The sequence below is a fragment of the Domibacillus sp. PGB-M46 genome (genome assembly GCF_022668875.1).
Taxonomy (GTDB): Bacteria; Bacillota; Bacilli; order Bacillales; family Domibacillaceae; genus Domibacillus.
The window spans coordinates 17968-35518 of the sequence record NZ_JAKGCR010000019.1 but is presented as its reverse complement, the minus strand read 5'-3'; the positions used below and the strand labels follow the sequence as shown (position 1 = coordinate 35518).

Annotated in this window: 23 protein-coding genes and 1 pseudogene; 1 reads left to right on the top strand and 23 read right to left on the bottom strand. The window is 37.9% G+C overall.

Translation table 11 applies throughout. From position 1 onward, the window contains the following. Positions 1-45: 45 nt before the first annotated feature. The 23 genes and pseudogenes from L2D08_RS17660 to L2D08_RS17550 all read right to left on the bottom strand — a co-directional run bounded on the left by L2D08_RS17660 (position 46) and on the right by L2D08_RS17550 (position 16695). Positions 46-564: a hypothetical protein gene (locus L2D08_RS17660; protein ID WP_242235724.1), complete on the bottom strand. Its 519-nt coding sequence runs from the start codon at positions 562-564 to the stop codon at positions 46-48. Between the two features lie 124 nt (positions 565-688). After that, positions 689-919, bottom strand: coding sequence for a hypothetical protein (locus tag L2D08_RS17655; protein ID WP_242235721.1), 231 nt, complete (start codon positions 917-919; stop codon positions 689-691). 126 nt (positions 920-1045) lie between these two features. Beyond that, positions 1046-1261 (bottom strand): annotated as a pseudogene (locus L2D08_RS17650) (DUF6366 family protein). A 188-nt stretch (positions 1262-1449) separates the two neighbouring features. Further along, positions 1450-1740, bottom strand: coding sequence for a hypothetical protein (locus L2D08_RS17645; RefSeq protein ID WP_242235719.1), 291 nt, complete (start codon positions 1738-1740; stop codon positions 1450-1452). Between the two features lie 101 nt (positions 1741-1841). Further along, complete coding sequence (locus L2D08_RS17640) at positions 1842-2270, bottom strand: DUF998 domain-containing protein (RefSeq protein ID WP_242235717.1); 429 nt, start codon at positions 2268-2270, stop codon at positions 1842-1844. A 173-nt stretch (positions 2271-2443) separates the two neighbouring features. After that, entirely contained in the window at positions 2444-3061 is a 618-nt protein-coding gene (locus L2D08_RS17635; RefSeq protein ID WP_242235715.1) for a hypothetical protein, read from the bottom strand. A gap of 433 nt (positions 3062-3494) precedes the next feature. Beyond that, positions 3495-4049: an SMI1/KNR4 family protein gene (locus L2D08_RS17630; protein ID WP_242235713.1), complete on the bottom strand. Its 555-nt coding sequence runs from the start codon at positions 4047-4049 to the stop codon at positions 3495-3497. A 357-nt stretch (positions 4050-4406) separates the two neighbouring features. After that, positions 4407-5324: a bifunctional helix-turn-helix transcriptional regulator/GNAT family N-acetyltransferase gene (locus L2D08_RS17625; RefSeq protein ID WP_242235711.1), complete on the bottom strand. Its 918-nt coding sequence runs from the start codon at positions 5322-5324 to the stop codon at positions 4407-4409. A 433-nt stretch (positions 5325-5757) separates the two neighbouring features. Beyond that, positions 5758-6534 (bottom strand): sulfite exporter TauE/SafE family protein, encoded by a 777-nt coding sequence (locus tag L2D08_RS17620; protein WP_242235709.1) that lies wholly within the window; start codon positions 6532-6534, stop codon positions 5758-5760. A 60-nt stretch (positions 6535-6594) separates the two neighbouring features. Beyond that, the gene (locus L2D08_RS17615) at positions 6595-6822 is read right to left on the bottom strand and encodes a sulfurtransferase TusA family protein (protein ID WP_242235708.1); all 228 of its coding nucleotides are present in this window, start codon (positions 6820-6822) and stop codon (positions 6595-6597) included. A 41-nt stretch (positions 6823-6863) separates the two neighbouring features. Continuing rightward, entirely contained in the window at positions 6864-7991 is a 1128-nt protein-coding gene (locus L2D08_RS17610; RefSeq protein ID WP_242235706.1) for an MBL fold metallo-hydrolase, read from the bottom strand. Positions 7992-8047: 56 nt separating this feature from the next. Continuing rightward, complete coding sequence (locus tag L2D08_RS17605; protein WP_242235704.1) at positions 8048-8443, bottom strand: DsrE/DsrF/DrsH-like family protein; 396 nt, start codon at positions 8441-8443, stop codon at positions 8048-8050. Positions 8444-8456: 13 nt separating this feature from the next. Next, on the bottom strand, positions 8457-9017 hold the full coding sequence (locus L2D08_RS17600) for a sulfurtransferase TusA family protein (RefSeq protein WP_242235702.1): 561 nt from the start codon (positions 9015-9017) through the stop codon (positions 8457-8459). A gap of 54 nt (positions 9018-9071) precedes the next feature. Next, on the bottom strand, positions 9072-9368 hold the full coding sequence (locus tag L2D08_RS17595; protein WP_242235700.1) for a rhodanese-like domain-containing protein: 297 nt from the start codon (positions 9366-9368) through the stop codon (positions 9072-9074). 23 nt (positions 9369-9391) lie between these two features. Beyond that, positions 9392-9793 (bottom strand): rhodanese-like domain-containing protein, encoded by a 402-nt coding sequence (locus L2D08_RS17590; protein WP_242235698.1) that lies wholly within the window; start codon positions 9791-9793, stop codon positions 9392-9394. A gap of 1 nt (position 9794) precedes the next feature. Continuing rightward, complete coding sequence (locus L2D08_RS17585; protein WP_242235696.1) at positions 9795-10277, bottom strand: DsrE/DsrF/DrsH-like family protein; 483 nt, start codon at positions 10275-10277, stop codon at positions 9795-9797. 189 nt (positions 10278-10466) lie between these two features. Continuing rightward, positions 10467-10727 (bottom strand): metal-sensitive transcriptional regulator, encoded by a 261-nt coding sequence (locus L2D08_RS17580; protein ID WP_242235694.1) that lies wholly within the window; start codon positions 10725-10727, stop codon positions 10467-10469. Next, complete coding sequence (locus L2D08_RS17575) at positions 10714-10974, bottom strand: hypothetical protein (protein WP_242235692.1); 261 nt, start codon at positions 10972-10974, stop codon at positions 10714-10716. Before L2D08_RS17575 ends, L2D08_RS17580 begins: the two co-directional genes overlap by 14 nt. A 321-nt stretch (positions 10975-11295) precedes the next feature. After that, positions 11296-12417, bottom strand: a complete 1122-nt coding sequence (locus L2D08_RS17570; protein ID WP_242235691.1) for an MBL fold metallo-hydrolase — start codon at positions 12415-12417, stop codon at positions 11296-11298. Between the two features lie 189 nt (positions 12418-12606). Then, positions 12607-12990, bottom strand: a complete 384-nt coding sequence (locus L2D08_RS17565) for a DUF302 domain-containing protein (RefSeq protein WP_242235689.1) — start codon at positions 12988-12990, stop codon at positions 12607-12609. A gap of 1819 nt (positions 12991-14809) precedes the next feature. Next, positions 14810-15115: a monooxygenase gene (locus tag L2D08_RS17560; RefSeq protein ID WP_242235687.1), complete on the bottom strand. Its 306-nt coding sequence runs from the start codon at positions 15113-15115 to the stop codon at positions 14810-14812. Positions 15116-15127: 12 nt separating this feature from the next. Next, the gene (locus L2D08_RS17555) at positions 15128-16039 is read right to left on the bottom strand and encodes a DsbA family protein (protein WP_242235805.1); all 912 of its coding nucleotides are present in this window, start codon (positions 16037-16039) and stop codon (positions 15128-15130) included. A 95-nt stretch (positions 16040-16134) separates the two neighbouring features. Beyond that, positions 16135-16695, bottom strand: a complete 561-nt coding sequence (locus L2D08_RS17550) for an NADPH-dependent FMN reductase (protein WP_242235685.1) — start codon at positions 16693-16695, stop codon at positions 16135-16137. A 247-nt stretch (positions 16696-16942) separates the two neighbouring features. On the opposite strand from L2D08_RS17550, the gene L2D08_RS17545 reads away from it, so the two are divergent. Continuing rightward, positions 16943-17509, top strand: a complete 567-nt coding sequence (locus L2D08_RS17545; RefSeq protein ID WP_242235683.1) for a TetR/AcrR family transcriptional regulator — start codon at positions 16943-16945, stop codon at positions 17507-17509. Positions 17510-17551: the final 42 nt, after the last annotated feature.

The following is a 17551-nucleotide window of genomic DNA, read 5'->3' as shown; positions in this document are numbered from 1 at the left end:
TCTTAAACTCTTGCATCCGTTAGTTGAAGAAAGTAATAATTTACTTTAGTCTTTAACAGTTATTTCAAATGTCTCACCATCAAGTTCTAGCTCCACATGGTTGTCCCAGTTCGAAAATTCATCACATGTTATTGATAATTTATTGTTAGACCAACCATGAAACTTAATCATATCCATCTCGACAGGACTATCCACTTGTATCTTATTAATTAAGGTTGATTTTATAATTTCAATACTATAATAATCAGCTATTATAAAATCGCCAGAAGGGCTTACTGTTAAACTTTGATATTGAGGCTGGGACTCATATTCAGCTACTTCTCCACTGAAGCAATCAAGCTTAAATAAATAATCTGAAGTAAGAACAAGGACACAATTATATTTTTCTGATACGGCAACTTCTCGTGGAAAGCCTCTGAAACTTCCACACCATTCAGTTAAGTCATCGTTTGTGAATTTTATCCAAGTCCAATTTTGAGAGTTCCATGGACTCGAGATATCATAAATCTTTTCCTTGTATTCTCCTGAATATGGTTGAGTTATTAGCTCTGCTTTGGCTATCATTCGTTTGCCCTCCATAAAACATCTTCCTTAAACAAAACTGCCCTTTAATTCAATAAAAAAAGAGATGCCGCAGCACCTTCCGTTCTTAAACATAAGCCCTCGTTAGTTGAACAGAGAATAAAGCCTATTTCATGTTAGGCTTTATTCTCTGTTCAAATTCGTCTTTAGTAATTACCCACACTTCATACTCTTCCCCAAACTTATCTCGAACATCTTGAGCCATTAAATCAGAAATGATTTCATAATCATTTATTATGTCTTCATTGAGAGTTCCCTCAACTGTATCCCCTTTAATAAATTTTTCATCATATGGACTGACAATATAAAAATATCTGGTTTCAAATTCGGTTATCATAATAGCCACCTCTTAAAAATTGTACTATTATAAGCATTTTACAATATGTTGCTTCAATTAAATTGCCGTTAGCTGAATAAGAAAAGGCTGCCGAAATGACAGCCGAGATATTAAACAAAAGCCCCGTTAGCGAAAGAAGACGGAATATATTATAAATCCTAATATTATTACAAGAATAAGTATTCCAGCACCTTTCCATCCTAAGCTACCTACAAATCGATAAGATTGCCGTTGTTGGCTCTGTTAAAAGAATCATTTATGTTGGTTGCCTGTTGGATTGTTTTTTAATTCTTGTTGCCTTAATCTTTCTCTTTGTTGCTCTGGAGTTTCTTTGTCGCTCATCAAATCCCCCTTTAATAAAAGTTACCACATATGTCCAATTTGTTGTTAAGCTATTCTGCCCATTTGTTCAATAAAAAAAGGAGGTGCCGCAGCTACCTCCGTTGTTAAGCTAAAGCCCCGTTACTTTAAGTACATTATTTCACAAACTTTTTAGGGTAGAGAACCTTCAAATTGGATCCATATATTTTTTATTTCTGCTTACTTTCCCCAAAAAGTGCAGAGGTAAAGTAGGTGAGTATCCCCATTAGAAAGCCAGCACTAAATAATACAGATCCGATAATAACGAAATTTTTAGTATACGTTTCAACAATGATGTTGTATTGGCTAGTATCTGCCTCCATATTTTCACTCAATTGTTTCTGGAGCCAAGATTCTCCTAAAGCTGTTCCGAAAGAAATACTTGAAAACATCAACACTAATCCTGCTATTACTGATAAAACTGAAATAATGCTTAATGCTTTAACATGGTCATTTAACACTCAAATTCCTCCAGATCAGTAGATTCACCTTTACCGTTTTTTAGCTTTATATTAACACTAAAAATCAAAACTAATGTTTGCTTCTTTATATATCTAGTTTCTTAGGGCTCAAAATGTTGAGGGTTAATTCTATTAGTATCAACAGTGTCACCGGATGCAGCCCAGAAATTGATTTGCTTTACAGATTTATCATTTACAGAGTATTCATAAATAACGTTCTGCTCGCTATTAAATCTAACGTGAAGAATAACTTCAGACTGTATTCGATATTCGTCTGTATCAGTAATTCTCCATGAATCTTCTAGATATTTCTCTTTAAGATGGTTTTCTAATTCCAGGATGGCTTCTACTGTTTGATGCTCCGCAACATGAGGTCTTATAGCAAAGAAACCTATTCCTGCAATAAAAGTGACACCGGTTATAATCAACAGGGTTCTTCTTATTTTACGTGGAAATAAAAGCGATAATAAAGAAGCGCTTATAGTTACACCAATGAAAAGAAGAAAAGAAACTACTGTATGTGGATCCATATATTATCACCCCTCTTCTTATTCTACCATTAATTGGTTAGTGAGTTTATAAATAAAGTTAGTCAACAGTTCGTCCATACTATACATTAAACGCCCCGGCTGTCAGGGGAAGCCGAGGCGTTTTCAACATAAAAAATCGTATTCATGTTGCATTTGATGGCTAATTTATAAAATCAGTCAGACCAATAAAATATGGCATCGAAAATAGTGTATTCCTCGCCAAAATCTGGCATGGTTAATATTGTTGGAATAGCTGCTTTAAATGGCAAGGGTTGCTTGAGATATGTCTGGTCGCCTATCAAATAGCCTGCTTCAAATAATCGGTTTCTAATTTCCTCAACTACATGTTCAAATTTTTCTGGAACATGATTGATCTTATCTACTCCTAAATAACTTGTTCCGCTGTACATTTCCAGTTTTTCACCGTCCTCTTCTTGAATATATTTCAGACGGTTATCCATCCCAAAGACAGCAAGAGGAGCTAATCGGCTTACGTACACAACTACTCCTTCCAGGTCTAGTGAAGTAACACTATCTTTTTCATGATAACTTTCACTTAACACTGCACTGCCATCCTTTTTAACACAAAAGAATTCTACAAACGAAGCATAGCCACTTCCATAATGATTAAATTCTCCATCACAAATAAATTGATCCGATTCATTCAATTGATCAAATAGGCGATGAATATTTCTCTCAACCTCCTCTTTACTATTTAACTGATTCGGAAACTCCTTGAATAGGGGCTTTCCCTTGATCATTTTACGAAGCTGACTTTTTCTAAATTCCATATTTATTTCTCCATTTTATCTAATTAAATTCCGAAGATTTAAGTAAAACATTGCATTTATAGTGCATTCTATATTACTAATCAACAGTAGACCGATACTGTTGATCTAGAGATTTTCTCAAAAGAAAAGACTAAATTATATGTAGCCCTTCAAATCACTTCTCCAGTATTTTTAGTTGCGCTTTGGTATTAGACGATGTAACAAATAGGCCAGTCCTCCAAAAATAAGTGAGATAATGGCTACTTTATTTAAAGAAATTTGCTCCATAAGAGGGGTATGAGTAGAACGATTCGATGTGAAAATAGACCACCAGCTTGGTTCAGGATAAAGATGAGATAAGATGAGCCAAATGAAAAATAACGATAATACTAAGAACTAATATAGCTTCATAAAATCCCTCCTAATAGTTGACCGAAACTGTTGATTACGAAGCCTATGAAAGCCTATAGTAATTTTCGGCAGTATGTATAAACCACGACCAAAATTTTTCACCTTGGCTCATAACAAATCGGTCCAGCCATAGCTCAAAGTTCATCTGTAACGGCTCAGCTTCTGTAAATTGTTCTGTGTGGTCTTTCCATAGAAGATAATTTTTTTGGTTTTCTGAATAAAGTTTAGAATTAATCACAATGTTATCCTGGTAAATATATGCTATGTCATAACAACCATCCAGTTCGTCGTAATGCTCATTTAATTCGAGAATTTGTTCCAAGCTATAAAGCTCAATCTCACCACCATGCTCAATATCATTAAATAACCGGCAGCCATTTGTTATTCTTAGAAACGCTTTGTAATCTGGCGGCAATATTAAGCCCGTTTTGTTTTCAAAATCATTTATTTCCTCGTCGCTTGCCGGGTGATTAAATGTGCATGTCGCTTTATATACATGCCCCTGTTCGCTTTGGACATCAATAACGTTATCGTTTTGTTCAAGGCGCGTTTTTAAGGCATTCAAAGTTTTTTGGACTATACTTCCTTCTGTTAACATTTGATATCCCCCGTTCTCTAATCTTCTTCCTTTTCTTAACAATAGCATGTATTTACTCCGGAGAGTACGTTAATCAACAGTTCGTCCATACTATACCTTAAACGCCCCGGCTGTTAAAGGTAGCCGGGGTGTTTTTAACACAACAAAATTGCATTTATGTTGCATTAGGAAATTTTTATTTATTGTTATTAAACTAAACTGCTTCTATAGTTGAAGAAGAAAAAAGCCCGGCTGGAACAGCAGCCGGTTCTTAAACTCTTGCCCCCGTTAGTGGAACAAGAATAAAATTGATAAAAATCAACATTACTTATATTTTAAGCTTTTCACTAGGGGGTTCCGATAGAGGAAATTGTAAAACTATAACAATTCTAAATCCCATCGTTCTTCCACAAGCCTCTGCCCCCACAATAATTGTTCCTCTTTTGTTTCAGTAATCTTAAATCCGAATTTTTCATATAATCGTCGAGCTGTCGTCATGTTGCTTACAGTCCATAAAAGTACTCGTTCATATTGTTGCTTCTTGCAGTAATCAAGTAATGTTTGAACTAATTGTGTACCTACCCCTTTTCCACGCATGGACGATTCAACAATGAACCACCTTAACTGAGCCGTTTTTTTAGTTCCTTCGATTAATCCTACACAACCCGCAAATTCTCCGTTATCTTCTGCAATCCAAATTTTTTCGATTTTCTCATTAAAGGTCTTATGAAGATGGTCTAGAAATGTTTCATCAAACCCATAGCTATCTGCATAAAAAGCTCTTTGTGTTTCAATGATAAGCTCTTTATCTTCGGCAATATTACCTTCTCTTATGGAAATAATTGATCCTTTTTGATCAAGATGTTCCGACAAAATCATTTCAATTGTTTTCATTGCTTTGATAAGCGTTTGTTGATTGTTGATATCTATATTTCTTAGTAAAAATTCAATTTGCTGATTGGATTCGTTATCTAAATCCTGGTATATTTTTTCTCCTGTTTCAGTTAAATGAATAAAACAAGTACGACCATCTTTCTCACATTTCTGTTTATAAATCATATTTTGTTCTTCAAAACGTTTTAGTATTCTACTCACATAACCACGATCTAAACCCAGTTCTTCTTGCAGTACCTTCGCTGTACAATTACTTTTACTTTTAATCTCAAATAAAATTCGTATTTCTGTCAAAGAAAGAGGGCTATCATATACTTTCTGCTTGAGTAAACCAAGAACGTTGGTATAAAAACGATTAAACTTTCTAACTTCAGATACGCTTGAAACAGTTGGTTGCGTCATACCTAAATAACTCCTTTAAACTGTTTTAATTGACTTTGTCAACTATTATAAAAACATAAAGTAATATAGTTGCTAAAGTCAATTATATTGCTTTATGTTTTTATAATGAACTTGTTAGTTAATATTAAAATTAATAAAATTTGACTTATGATAAATGTTCTTCTTCCACTAAACTGTTTCTGGATTTGAGTCAATAATTTGGACACAAGACTATACTAACTCCAGTTCAGAAAAGGATAAGTTTCTGTACATAACAGATGATTAATGAGACATAGGTTTTGAGCAATGTTTTGAGACAAAAAAAAACAACCTTCAAATTTTTTGAAAGGTGTTTTTTTAAAAGATTCTAAAGGTCACCAATCGATTCGTTTTCCATCCCTAAAGAAACGTCTGATTTGCGTGGGAGGTACAACCCTCTCTTTTATTGTTTAGCTTACAGAATATCCATCCATATTTTAATCGATGTACCCAAAATTAGTAACGCTAATATTACCTGGAGTATTTTTGTATTTACTTTTTGGCCAGCTTTGGCTCCTAGCGGTGAAGCCAGTAAACTGGCGATAATCATGATCGCTGCCGGCTCATATAAAACCTGTCCGGTTGTCATTTTACCAAAGGTTGCACCAATCGATGAAATAAACGTAATCGCAAGGGAAGTGGCAATCGTCATCCGGGTTGGAATCTTTAAGATAACGAGCATAATCGGTACAAGAACGAAAGCCCCGGCTGCGCCAACAATGCCTGCTCCAACTCCGACCACAAAAGCGAGCCCTGCAGCCAGCCACTTATTAAAAGACACCTGGCCCAGCGGAATATCATCGATCCCTTTCTTCGGAAGAAACATCAGAATGGCCGCAATGGCTGCGAGTATGCCATATACAATATTGATGCCGCCTTCGGACATCAAGCCAGAGCCGTAGCCGCCGATAAAGCTTCCGATCAGAATGCTGATTCCCATGTACAGAATTAGCGTTTTATTTAAGTATCCGCCTTTCCGGTATGCCCATACCCCGGCAATTGTGGCAAAAAAGACTTGAATGGCACTGATTCCGGATACTTCATGGGCACTAAGCGCTGTAAGACCTATTAAAGGAGGGATATATAAAAGCATTGGGTATTTAGTAATTGAGCCGCCGATTCCGACCATTCCAGAGATAAAGGAACCGGTAAAACCGATAAAAAAAATCGTTACAATAAATGTAAGATCCATTTGTGTCTTCTCCTTTCAAAAGAAGAAAAGGTATCAAACCGATACCTTTTCCCTTTCTTATCAGCCTTTTTTAATCCAGAATTTTAATACGTTGCCCTCTTCTGCCTGGTCCAGCAGTTCGTGGCCGCCTGATTTTGCCCAGGCTGCAAGGTCCGCTTTTGCGCCTTTATCGGTCGCGTGGATTTCCAGCACTTGTCCAGATTCCAGTTCATTCATTGCTTTTTTCGTTTTCACAACCGGCATTGGGCAGGCAAATCCCTTGGCGTCTAATACTTTGTTTGCGTTCATGTCAATCTCTCCATTTCTGTTTTTAATAGTTGATTTATGTTTTATCGAACCGCACAGCGGTTTGGCCCGATTTCCATTTCACGCTGCTGTTCTTCGTCCGGCGTGATTTTCCCCATGTTTGTCTGGCGGATCTCCTGGTAAGCGTTTGGCTGCGGCGGCAGGTCGCCGGTTACCAGCTCTCTAAATTCTGCTTCGTCTTCAATCTTCAAGCCGTGATTTTTCTCAAATAGGGTGCCAAGTTTCTCAGATACACTGCCATCCTCATTTAATTCTTCAATGATCATAAAGTGGGCAGGCAGTACGATCAGGTCATGGGATAGTTCTTTGTAGCGTTTATAAAGTGTCTCACGCAGATCCCCTACCCAGTCCTGTGCCAGTCCGGCTAAATCAGGACGACCAATCGAGTCGATGAAGAGAATATCTCCTGACAGCAGGTAAGCATCATCTACAATAAAGGATGTGGAACCAACGGTATGGCCTGGAGAATATAACGGCTGAATCGTAATGGTTGTGCGGCCAATCGTTACATCTTTTCCTTCTTCTAACGGCTCATAACTGAATGTAACTTCTTCGGCATCTTTTGGCGGAAGCCAGTATACAGCTCCTGTGGCTTCGGCAATTGCCCGGCCGCCTGAAATATGGTCGGCGTGAAGGTGTGTATCAAACACGTGTGTAATCTTGAGCCCCTTTTCTCTCGCAAAATCCAGGTACACATCTGTCATCCGAGTCGCATCAATTATTGCTGCTTCTCCGTTTGATACCACCATGTAAGAGAGGCAGCCTTTCCCGATACGGACAAACTGGTACATTTCGCCGCCATCTTTTAAATCGCCTGCTTTAACGGGCTCTAGATATTCGCTCCAGGCTTTCATGCCGCCTTTAAGGTAAGAAACCGTTAATCCTGCTTCAGAAAGCATATCGGCTACCATAATGGATGAGCCTTCCTTGGCACAGACCACCATGATTTCTTTGTCTTGTGGGAGCTGCGGCAGGATCTCTTCCACTCCATCCAAAAGATCAAAGTAAGGGGCATTTAAGTGCTGAATATTGTCCCCTTCCACTTTCCAATCCTGAAAGGCATCTTCGTTCCGGACATCTAAAATAAAGAAAGACTCTTTTTGAATCACTTTTCTTGCGACTTCTTTTGCTGTCATTGCATGTACTGACATTCCACAATTACCTCCCAGGGTATATTTTGATTTAAAAATTTTTAACTGTTTTATTTTTAGAACGTTAACGTTACATCCGCATCTTTTGCAAATTCTAAAAAGGTAACCGCTCCGCCCACTTCAATCCCGTCAATAAAAGCGTCTTTCTCAAGCCCCATGACATCCATCGTCATCTGGCAGCCGATAAAGGTAACGCCCATTTCCTTCGCCATCGCTGCCAATTCCGGTATAGAAGGCACATTTGACTTTTTAAAGCCTTCGGCAAAATATTCTTTTCCTTCCGGCATAGGAAGCTGTTGGTATGCTTCTTTGTGAATGAGGTTAAGCCCCTCAAAGGTAAAGAAAATTGCTACTTCCTGATCACTTGCAGCAGCTGCTGTTGCAATGTTGTACACCTTATAAGCATCAAATAATCCGCCGTTTGCGGCGATAATCGCTGTTTTTCCAGTCATGTTTTTTCCTCCCTTATTTAACCGTTTTTCCTGTCCAGTCACGCATGCCTGGTACTACGTTGATTAACTGTTTAAAGCCTTGTTTGCTCATTGTTTGGGCAGCCAGTTCACTTCTTCGTCCTGAGTGGCAGATGACATAAATAAGGTCATCTTTTTTTAATTCACCTGAACGCTGTTCAACCTCACCAAGAGGGATATGGATTGCGCCATCAATATGCCCTTCCTGGTATTCCTCTAATTCACGTACATCTAATACTGTCATATGTTCGCCGTTTTCAACTTTTTCTTTAAAGTCCTCTAATGAAATTTCAGGAATCACAACCGTTTCTGATGCCGCATCTGCGCCCCCCTTACGAAGGAAGTGCCGAAGAACACCTCCTTCAGTTTCGGTTCCCAAATATTCATGCCCTGTGCTTTTTGCCCATGCCTGCAGATCAGCCGTTGAACCTTTATCGGTTGCCTGGATTTCCAATACCAGGCCCGGTTCAACATCCTTCATCATTTTCTTCGTTTTCACAACCGGCATTGGACAAGCAAGTCCTTTTGCGTCTAATACATGGTTTGGTGTAATCATTCTTTTTCCTCCTACTCTTTTAAACCACCAGGGGTATATTTGAGAACAAAAAAATTATTCAGTAGGCCCTTGCCAATCATTCATACCGCCCGCCATATTGATCACTTTGTATCCCCGTTCTTCCAATAGATTAGCAGCCATTGAACTGCGGCCACCTGAACGGCAGACAACAATGTGTTCCTTTGACTTATCTAGATCCTGCAAACGGAACTCCAGCAGTCCTAAAGGAATATTGACTGCACCAGGAATCTTGCCTGCGGCTACTTCTTCTGCCTCACGGACGTCGATGACAGAAAGCTCTTTTCCTTGTTTTCTTAAACTTTCCACTTCATTTGGCGATATTTGTTTCATTACAATTCCTCCTCATATCCTGATCACCAGGCACTCATTCCGCCTTTAACATTCGTAATGTGCTCAAAGCCAAGCTTTTTCAAGATTTTGCTCGCCTTACTGCTTCTCATGCCGCTTTGACAGATTACGAAAACTTCTTTTTCTTTTGACAGTTCATTTGCCCGCTTTTGAAGCTCATGCAGGGGAATGTTTTTAAAACCATTAATCCGGTTCGCCTGAAATTCACTGGGCGTCCGTACATCGATAAACTGATGGTTCTTCGAGTTTAATTCTGATTTTAATTTGGTTGTTGTAATATGCTTAACGCCTCTAACCGGGGCAAACCTGCGATACAAAAACCATGCCAGGTATACACCTAATAATATATTGATGAACGTACTTGTCTCAAACACCGTGTTTGATACCCCCTTTTCTTTATCCACCATTTTAAATGAACAAGTTCACATTGCCGTCTTCTGCATCCGCTAAGTAAGCTGCTACTCCTGCATATTCAATGTTTTCCAGCAGTTCTTCCTGCTGAAGACCTAGAAGGTCCATCGTCATTGTGCAGGCAACCAGCTTTACATCTTGCTCCCGTGCTGTTTCAACCAACTGCGGAAGAGTCATCGCATTATGCTTTTTGATCACATGCTTAATCATTTTGGGCCCCATTCCTGCAAAATTCATGTTTGACAGACCCATTTTATCTGCACCGCGCGGCATCATCCTGGCAAACATTTTTTCAAGAAATCCTTTCTTCAATGCTAGAGGCTCATCTTTGCGCAGCGCATTTAATCCCCAAAAAGTGTGGAAGATGGTTACTTCGTGATCGTATGCTGCTGCTCCGTTTGCAATAATGTACGCAGCCATCGCCTTGTCATAATCTCCGCTAAACAAAATAATGTTTGTTGTTTTCTTTTGCTCAGTCATCTTAATCTCCTTTACTATTACCCGTATGGGTATATAAAAATTTAAAAATTTTTTTGTTTTGAATGAAGAAACAAATTATTCTTTTCTTCTCTTCGGTTAATAACTTATATTGACCCAACCCCATATACCTATATGGGTATATTAAAATAAAAAAATAACTTCGTCAACTGTTTAAATTGATTTTTTTAATTATCTGCTCTTTACCAGCAGCTCTACCGCTTCTTTCACCAGGGTATCTGTCCCTTCCCCTGCTTCAATGTTTTCCCTAATACACTGTTCCAGGTTTGTGCTAACAATGACTCCCATTGTCCGGTCAATAGCACTGCGTACAGCCGACAATTGCATCACGACTTCCTTGCAGTCTTTCCCTTCTTGCATCATGTTCATGACCCCTCGAATTTGTCCTTCAATACGCTTTAACCGGTTTTCGATTTTTTTATCGTATACCACAGCAAATTTCTCCTTTCTGTTTTTGGTTCCATTGCCGTTTTGTCAGTGAGTAACTGGCCACTTCAAAGCCTTTCGCTCTCAAATACCGTAAACCTAAATTTAACTCAAGCTGATCTGTGGCTATCACATGAATGCTGACAGGCGGAATTTCCCGATAGTTCCGCTTAAGATAGGCATACGGAATATTCATGTATTGCTTGTATCCTTTGTTTTTGGCATCACGGTAATCTCTAATATCTATTATCATTATATCATTCTTAACAAGATGTCTTTCATTTATAAAAGCAATCCCTCTGACAGGACAAAGACGTTTATATACTATAATGGCTATTGAAAAAAGAAACAAACTAATCAACAGAGAAATAATATCTCATCCTCCTTGCTATCAGTAGTGTATGGATACATAATATACCCCTATAGGTATGTTGTCAAGCGTAGAATTTTATTAAGAGTTGATATAATTTTTCTATCTTAATGATTCAACTATCAAGTAAGGGGAGAAGTTCAAACTTGGTGCTGTACTTAGACAGAAAAGACACCTGAATAGGCATCTTTTTCTTTGCGAGTATTAACGAATCGCACAACGATTTGGTCCAATTTCCATTTCTCTTTGCTGCTCCAAATCAGGCGTTATTTTACCCATATTCATTTCTCGAATTTCCTGATATGAATTTGGCTGCGGCGGTAAATTGTCCGTCACTGCATGCCTAAATTCTGCTTCATCATTTATATTTAAACCATGGTTTTCTTTATATAGCACGCCTAGTTTTTCCGATATACTGCCGTCCTCATTTATTTCCTTAATCCCCATATAGTGAGCAGGAAGAACCAGCAGGTCATCCCCAAGTTCTTTGTACCGTTTGTACAGCGTTTCCCTCAAATCCGCTACCCAATCGTCTGCTTTACCAGCTAAATCTGGGCGCCCAATTGAATCAATGAATAAGATATCTCCCGTCAACAGGTATTGGCCATCAATGATAAAGGAGGTGCTCCCAATCGTATGTCCAGGCGAATAAATGGCCTGAATAGTTGTATTTCCGATTTTAATCTTATCACCATCACGGATGGGGACATAATCAAATACAAGCTCTTCTGCATCTTTCGGTGGAAGATAATATGTTCCTCCAAGATTTTCAGCAAGTTTTCTTCCGCCCGAAATATGATCGGCATGAAGATGTGTATCTAACAGGTGAGTAATTTCAATGCCGTGTTCCTTTGCAAACTGCTCATATACATCAGCCATGCGGCTGGTATCAATAACAGCTCCTTTTCCTTCTGATTCAATCAGATAAGATAAACAGCCTTTTCCTAATCGTATGAACTGATAAATGGAACCTCCACTTTTTAAATCCCCTACTTTGATCGGCTCTAAGTATTCACCCCATGCCTTCATGCCGCCTTCAATAGAATAAACATGTTGAAACCCCTTCTCCACTAGATACTCAGCAGCTTTCTTAGAAGAATTGCCTTTTGCGCACATCGTATAAATTTCTTTGTCTTTCGGCAGCTGCTCCAAAATGGCATCGTCTTCTGTTAGCTGAGAGAAAGGTGCATTCAAGACTTTCGTGTTTTTCCCTTCTACTTTCCACTCATCAAAAGCGCCTGTATTCCGTACATCTAAAATAAATAAAGGTTCCTGATTTAGCACTTTTTTTGCGATTTCCTTCGTTGAAACAGTCTTAACGGTCATTTCTTTCCCTCCCATAAACTGATATTGTTAATGATTGTTCGGATAATATCTGTCGTCTCATCCTGTTAGTATCATTGAAATCATCATTTCTATTCGGCTCGTCGGCTGAAAAATACTATTACCAGCAAGGGTATATAATAAAGCAAAAAAGAAAGACCATTTATAGAAAATGTCCCTCCCTTTAAGCACTTATATAGACTGATCAATACAGCCGATTAACCGTTTTTCGATATCCGCTGCTAACGCTTTAATTTCATCATTCTGAAGCATTTCAATCATTGCAGTCGGTTTTGGCATTCCTATTTTTGTAACTTGATTGTCTTCATAAACTACTATTTTACATGGCAAAAAGTAACCAACCAGCAAGTTTTCAGAAAGGACACGCTGCGCTTCTTTTGGATTACAAACCTCTAATACCGTGTAAGGCGTATTAAACTTCATTCCCTTTTCCTGCAGCTTTGCCGTGAGGTCAAAATTCCACAATACACCGAACCCTTCACTTTTCAAATTTTCTTCTAAAGATGTAATTGCTTGTTCTGAACTTTTCTTTGTTGTTACCGTATAATCAAACATCATGCTTCCTCCTTATCTTTTTGGAAAATTATCAGGTTTTAAAGATATAGATTCCAACATATTTTCCATTCCCTAAAAGAGATCATAAAAAAAGTAACCATCACCAATACATATACCCACATTTTATAACCCTATACAGAATGAAAAGCTGCTACAAAAGTTTTTGGCTTCTACTAAGAATCCTGTTTGCGTAAAAGTGTCCATATTCGTACTGTCTGAAAACAGGCTCATTTGCAGCACATGTCCGCCACGCTTGCTCACTGATGTACCGACAGGGTCCGATAGGGTTTATCTTCCAGTAACAGCGGGTAAAAAAATACCATGCGACGATGCACAACACCTTGGATACCTCAACAGTCGTTGCATCATTAACTCATCTTTTCCCGCCGCGGGGTCGCGACCGCGGCCTTTTTTTGCGTATATAGGTTTATCTTCGCGTCGAAACGGGTAGATTGGCATTCAGAGTAGCCCCACGCTACCTTCTGCGAGTTTCAACCCTTTGCTGCGGCTCTTTCCGCGGCCTTTTTTATATAATCCGGTTTACATTAGCGCTCAAGTGGGTAAACGTTATCATGTGGCAACCACACCCGCCACACCATTCTCCTGAACTATACATAGTTCGTCTTGTTGGCTGCGGCTCTTTCCGCGGCCTTTTTTTGTGTGCTATTACAGACAACTGTCCAACGAGCCTACTTACGAAAACGCAAATCATCTTAGTGCCGGTTTTCCCGCATTTCAACACTTTCCACAGACGTCCACACGCATATTTGTGGCCCGGTGACCGGCGTTCCGTTTTCGATTAAACGTTTCATCAACCTATGTGTAATCTTTTGACAAACCTATGCAAAGCCTACCGGCGATTTCGTCTCTACATTATTGATAGCAACGTAGCTGAGATATTTGCTGAATGTAGCAAATGTAGTCGTTTTCTAATCGTGCGGTACGTTGATTTTAATGTTTGTAGGGATGATGTTAACTACTTCTTCAACTTATCCCAATACAGCTGATCTTTCCAGCACTAGACGCCAGAATTCTTTATTAAACAGGAATAGTAAGCCTACCTTTTTTACTTCTGTGTTCCTTGTTTAATTAAATCTTATATAACAGCATTATTTTTTAAATAGCTTATATTTAGAGCTTTTAACGATATATTCAAAAAGCGGGCATTTGTTGATTATCTTTATTTTCCTTATTAGATTGACACGCTGAATTTAAGCAACTTCGACTAATTATAGAAAGATACCAAATGATTAAGGAACTCAGCTTGTAGAAAGCACCTTTTCTGTTGATTATTTTTATATGAATAAAAATTCATTTATATATTTTTAGTCTTTAAAAGACTGACATAACAAGGTTTTCAAGATTCTTTATTTATATAATCCATTGTCTTGAATGGATAGCCAAGCCGCTTAAAAGCTATTACGATGTTATAAAAAAGCTTGAGCACGTGAATACCGAATTACCACCAATTATCCCTGTTGCAGCTTTTTTAAAATTTATTGTACCTTAACATAAAAAATGAGCAGGTTACTGAACATAGATTATTGAACAGGGTTTTGTTACATAAAAGCAAAAAAAAACGCCCTTTTGAGAACCGGGCGGCCGTATTCAGAAAAGGACGAGTTTTGGAACATAGATTGGCATTTGTAACACCTAAAAATCTACATTGTGAAAAGAAATAATAAAATTATTGAAGTTTACTAATAAAAATGTAAAGGAGGTACTACTGAAATTGGTACTTCCTTTTAAAATTCTTTAAAAATATAAAGTTCAGCTTTAATTCTGTAAGCTTCAATAAAAAATTTTACAGGTTCCTTATTTATTTTACTGGACCTTTAGTGATCTCAGTAAGTTTAGAATTGATAGTAAAGATCTTTGCGTTGACATCTATTATTCCAAAGCCAGCTAATCTTTTAGAGTGCATATCCATGTATTTCTCAGCTGTTTCTTTGGTTTCGAAAATATAAATTCCACCCGCTTCATTTGTTTCGGGGCTTTCTGTCCAGATTTTCCACATGAATCCATCTTCTTTATTGATACTTTTCGCTAAATCAGAAAAGGCCTCCGCCATTTCATCCCCGAATGGTCCATTCATTTTAAAATCTACTTGTAATACGTAAGCCATTTTCATTCTCCCTTATTTTGTAGTCGTTGTGAAATACAATTCTCCTAGAATTTCCTTCACTTGATAACTGTTTGGCGAAAGTTCTTTGTCCATAAAATTGTTAAGATCCGCTTCTTCAACATCATACATGACTTCAATTTCTTTAGCGAAAAGGAGTTTTTCTTCTTCAAGTAAAGCTGATAGTACCGGTTGTTGTTTCGGAGCAGGCTTTTCACCTAGAACTTGCGTTAATCCATCAACATAATTTTCGAAAGGGCGACCACCAACGATTTTAACCCCTTTATTTTCTTCATTAACCATAATAATAGTTGGAAACCCTCTAGCACCAAGTTTTCTGGTTAGTACGAAGTCTTCATTTAATAAATCGTGACCAGTTTGTTCGTCAGCTTCTTTTACAATCACTTCACCATCTAGTCGCATTTCATTAACGATTTCTACTAGTACAGATCCCTCGCCAATATTTTTATTGAAAATAAACAGAGCTTCTCTAGCACGGCGTAGGTATTCAAATGCTTTTTCCTCACCATAATGTTTTTGAATAATTTTATAAACACGAGATGGTGGAAAAGAGGACTGAACTGGATCATCAATCATGAGTGAACCATCAATCGGCATGCGATAATGTTTGCCTACTTCTCTCCAGTGGCCTGCAACATCAGCAGGACCGTGGATGCCGTTAGCAGGATCGACAGGACCGCCATGCCATTTTTCTAATAAACCACCCATGACAGTTTTGAAGTTGAAATAGTGTTCATACTGCTTCATAAACCGACGAAGTGTTGGTTCCAATGCCCAGCAATGAGAACAGATAGGATCAGTCACATAATAAAGATTGATTGATTTTTTTTGCTGATTAAAATCAATCATCTCCATTTCTTCCTCTTCGGCTGTCCCGCATACACCTGATTCTAGGTCACACATCATATTATTATTGTTCTTCAATGCCGTTTCCTTCTTTCCTATTTAAAAGTTATACCGAATAACGAGAAAAATACCTCGCTTTAAATCCTGTCTTACTATTAGTTTCTAATGGTTTTCAATGCAGTCGACCAAGATACAACCTCATTTAACATGTTTTGTACGGTTTCTTCATGAAACGGTGCCGGTTTAAAAGTTGTCATATTTTCAAAATCCGTAAAAAGACTTAGTCCTGGCTGTGTTCGTACGGTGGCAACTGCAGGTACCGTTAAAATTAAACGTAAGTTATTAGCTGCTGTAACCCCAAGGGAAGAACCATAGCTTACAATTCCAGCCGCCTTGTTGTTCCATTCGATATATAAGTAATCGATAGCATCTTTCAACCCAGATGTGATCGCCTTGTTGTATTCAGGAGTGATGAAAACAAATCCATCAAGTTCACTAATTTTCTTTGACCAAGGATGCGCTTCCGGCGTTTTATAATCCTGTGTCATAATAGCAGGCACCTCTTCGTTGTATCTTGGCAGGTTGTAATCTTTAATGTCGATCAACTCAAATTCAGCATCCGTTCTTTTGTCTGCGATCGATTTTACCCATTCTGCTACTTGAATATTTACTCTTGAATCTCTCGTACTCCCAGTAATAATACCGATTTTAACCATATTTTCTCCTCCTAAAAGTTTTTTAATAAAATGTCTTATTTTCGATTCCTTTTGCAAAGACACAATATTTATCCCTCCCAAAATTGTTTATCTTATTTTCAACTTACTTTTCAAAGAAACGATTGATTATTTGCTTTACAATTGAATTTTAAGTCATAATAAAAAGCATCAACACCAATAGTTCTGTGGATTTGTCGTTTATACATCACATGTAAGAAATTGTTGAAAAAATAGGAGTGACACCAAAATGACGCAACCAAAGACGGACCCTCGGGTTCTGCGTACCCGCAAATTAATTATGGATTCCTTTATTAAACTTTCAGAAGGAAAGGAGTTTAAGGATATTACGATCAAGGATATAACGACAGAGGCCACAATTAATCGTGCAACCTTTTATTATCATTTTGAAGATATATACGACTTATTAGAGAAAGTATTGTCAGAAGTATTATTAGTTAATTTTGATTACAATATTTACCAACATGACGAACTGAATGAGGAGGTTTTCACTAGTATCTTTAAAGCTATAACAAATTTTCAAAAGTCATTATCCAATCGTTGCCATAGAGGATACGAGGATACCATCGCCCGTATTATTAGGGAACAACTCGAAATCATTTTTTACAAAATGTTGTTAAAACAAAGTGCAACTGAAGAGGTTGAAGCTCTAAAAATTACTGCTGTCATGTTAAGCTGGGGAATCTACGGAGCATCTGTAGAATGGAGAAGGAATAGCAAGATACCCCCAGAAGAATTTATCAAATTAGTCATCCCTTCTATCATGTATGGGATTGATTCTAGGTCTAAAAACTAACAGGTATATAAGTTGACAATTAAAATAATTTGGTTCAACATA

Coding starts and splice junctions, on each gene's coding strand:
- L2D08_RS17605 (WP_242235704.1), bottom strand. CDS start 8,443: ATGACTGGAAAAACAGCGATTATCGCCGCAAACGGCGGATTATTTGAT.
- L2D08_RS17600 (WP_242235702.1), bottom strand. CDS start 9,017: ATGATTACACCAAACCATGTATTAGACGCAAAAGGACTTGCTTGTCCA.
- L2D08_RS17575 (WP_242235692.1), bottom strand. CDS start 10,974: ATGATAATAGATATTAGAGATTACCGTGATGCCAAAAACAAAGGATAC.
- L2D08_RS17660 (WP_242235724.1), bottom strand. CDS start 564: ATGATAGCCAAAGCAGAGCTAATAACTCAACCATATTCAGGAGAATAC.
- L2D08_RS17560 (WP_242235687.1), bottom strand. CDS start 15,115: ATGGCTTACGTATTACAAGTAGATTTTAAAATGAATGGACCATTCGGG.
- L2D08_RS17545 (WP_242235683.1), top strand. CDS start 16,943: ATGACGCAACCAAAGACGGACCCTCGGGTTCTGCGTACCCGCAAATTA.
- L2D08_RS17570 (WP_242235691.1), bottom strand. CDS start 12,417: ATGACCGTTAAGACTGTTTCAACGAAGGAAATCGCAAAAAAAGTGCTA.
- L2D08_RS17620 (WP_242235709.1), bottom strand. CDS start 6,534: ATGGATCTTACATTTATTGTAACGATTTTTTTTATCGGTTTTACCGGT.
- L2D08_RS17585 (WP_242235696.1), bottom strand. CDS start 10,277: ATGACTGAGCAAAAGAAAACAACAAACATTATTTTGTTTAGCGGAGAT.
- L2D08_RS17635 (WP_242235715.1), bottom strand. CDS start 3,061: ATGGAATTTAGAAAAAGTCAGCTTCGTAAAATGATCAAGGGAAAGCCC.
- L2D08_RS17615 (WP_242235708.1), bottom strand. CDS start 6,822: ATGAACGCAAACAAAGTATTAGACGCCAAGGGATTTGCCTGCCCAATG.
- L2D08_RS17555 (WP_242235805.1), bottom strand. CDS start 16,039: ATGATGTGTGACCTAGAATCAGGTGTATGCGGGACAGCCGAAGAGGAA.
- L2D08_RS17565 (WP_242235689.1), bottom strand. CDS start 12,990: ATGTTTGATTATACGGTAACAACAAAGAAAAGTTCAGAACAAGCAATT.
- L2D08_RS17655 (WP_242235721.1), bottom strand. CDS start 919: ATGATAACCGAATTTGAAACCAGATATTTTTATATTGTCAGTCCATAT.
- L2D08_RS17625 (WP_242235711.1), bottom strand. CDS start 5,324: ATGACGCAACCAACTGTTTCAAGCGTATCTGAAGTTAGAAAGTTTAAT.
- L2D08_RS17595 (WP_242235700.1), bottom strand. CDS start 9,368: ATGAAACAAATATCGCCAAATGAAGTGGAAAGTTTAAGAAAACAAGGA.
- L2D08_RS17630 (WP_242235713.1), bottom strand. CDS start 4,049: ATGTTAACAGAAGGAAGTATAGTCCAAAAAACTTTGAATGCCTTAAAA.
- L2D08_RS17550 (WP_242235685.1), bottom strand. CDS start 16,695: ATGGTTAAAATCGGTATTATTACTGGGAGTACGAGAGATTCAAGAGTA.
- L2D08_RS17640 (WP_242235717.1), bottom strand. CDS start 2,270: ATGGATCCACATACAGTAGTTTCTTTTCTTCTTTTCATTGGTGTAACT.
- L2D08_RS17610 (WP_242235706.1), bottom strand. CDS start 7,991: ATGTCAGTACATGCAATGACAGCAAAAGAAGTCGCAAGAAAAGTGATT.
- L2D08_RS17590 (WP_242235698.1), bottom strand. CDS start 9,793: ATGGTGGATAAAGAAAAGGGGGTATCAAACACGGTGTTTGAGACAAGT.